Origin of the sequence: Methylobacterium aquaticum (assembly GCF_001043915.1) — a bacterium.
Lineage (GTDB): Bacteria > Pseudomonadota > Alphaproteobacteria > Rhizobiales > Beijerinckiaceae > Methylobacterium > Methylobacterium aquaticum.
On sequence record NZ_LABX01000473.1, the window covers coordinates 1 to 817 of the forward strand.

An 817-nucleotide genomic window follows, 5' to 3' on the forward strand; every position below is an offset into this window, starting at 1 on the left:
CGGCAGCCTCGCGGCGGCGGCGTCGTCCAGGCCGCGCCAATGGTCGAGCTCGGCCGCGAGCGCGCGCGATCCGGCGCAGGCGAGGAGCCGGCGGGCCCAGGATCCCGGCGGGGTGGCGGACGGCAGGATGACGGGCTCGCCGCGGGCGATATGGTCGCAGGCGGTGGCGAGGTCGTCGATCAGGATGCGCCAGGACACGCCGTCGACGGCGAGATGGTGGATGGCGAGCAGCAGGCGGCGGCTGCCGTCGGGCTGGTCGAGGCCGAGGCCGCGCAGGAGGCGGCCCTGGCCGAGGTCGAGGCTGGCCTGGGCCTGGGCGCAATGGCTCGCCAGGGTGTCGTCGTCCGGGGCGGGGCGAAGCCAGAGCCGGTCGGGATCGGGGGCGTGCGGCAGGGTCTCGGTGTGCCAGCCGTCCGGGCCCTCGACGAAGCGCTGGCGCAGGGCGAGGTGGTGGGCGACGAGGGCGTCGAGGGCCTGGGCGACGATCGTCCAGCCGGGCAGGGCGTGGGGGACCAGCAGCAGGGCCTGGTTCCAGTGATGGCGCTCGGGAACGGGTTGGCGGAGGAAGGCGGCCTGGATCGGCAGCAGCGGCAGCGGGCCGGTCTCGGGCAGCGCCTCGGGAGCCGGGCGGTCCTCGGCGATCGGGCGGGCGGCGGCGGCGAGCGCGGCGAGGGTGCGATGGCGGAAGAGATCGCGGGGCTCGAGGAGGAGGCCGGCGCGGCGGGCGCGGCCGACGACCTGGAGGGCGACGATGGAATCGCCGCCGAGGGTGAAGAAGTCGTCGTGGCGTCCGACATGGTCGCGGCCGAGGAGGCCG

1 protein-coding gene is annotated in these 817 nt (G+C 76.7%); it reads right to left on the bottom strand.

The window, feature by feature from the left end; genetic code table 11:
* Nucleotides 1-817 (bottom strand): condensation domain-containing protein (locus tag VP06_RS33310; RefSeq protein WP_048468116.1); only part of this gene is annotated, 817 nt, incomplete at both ends.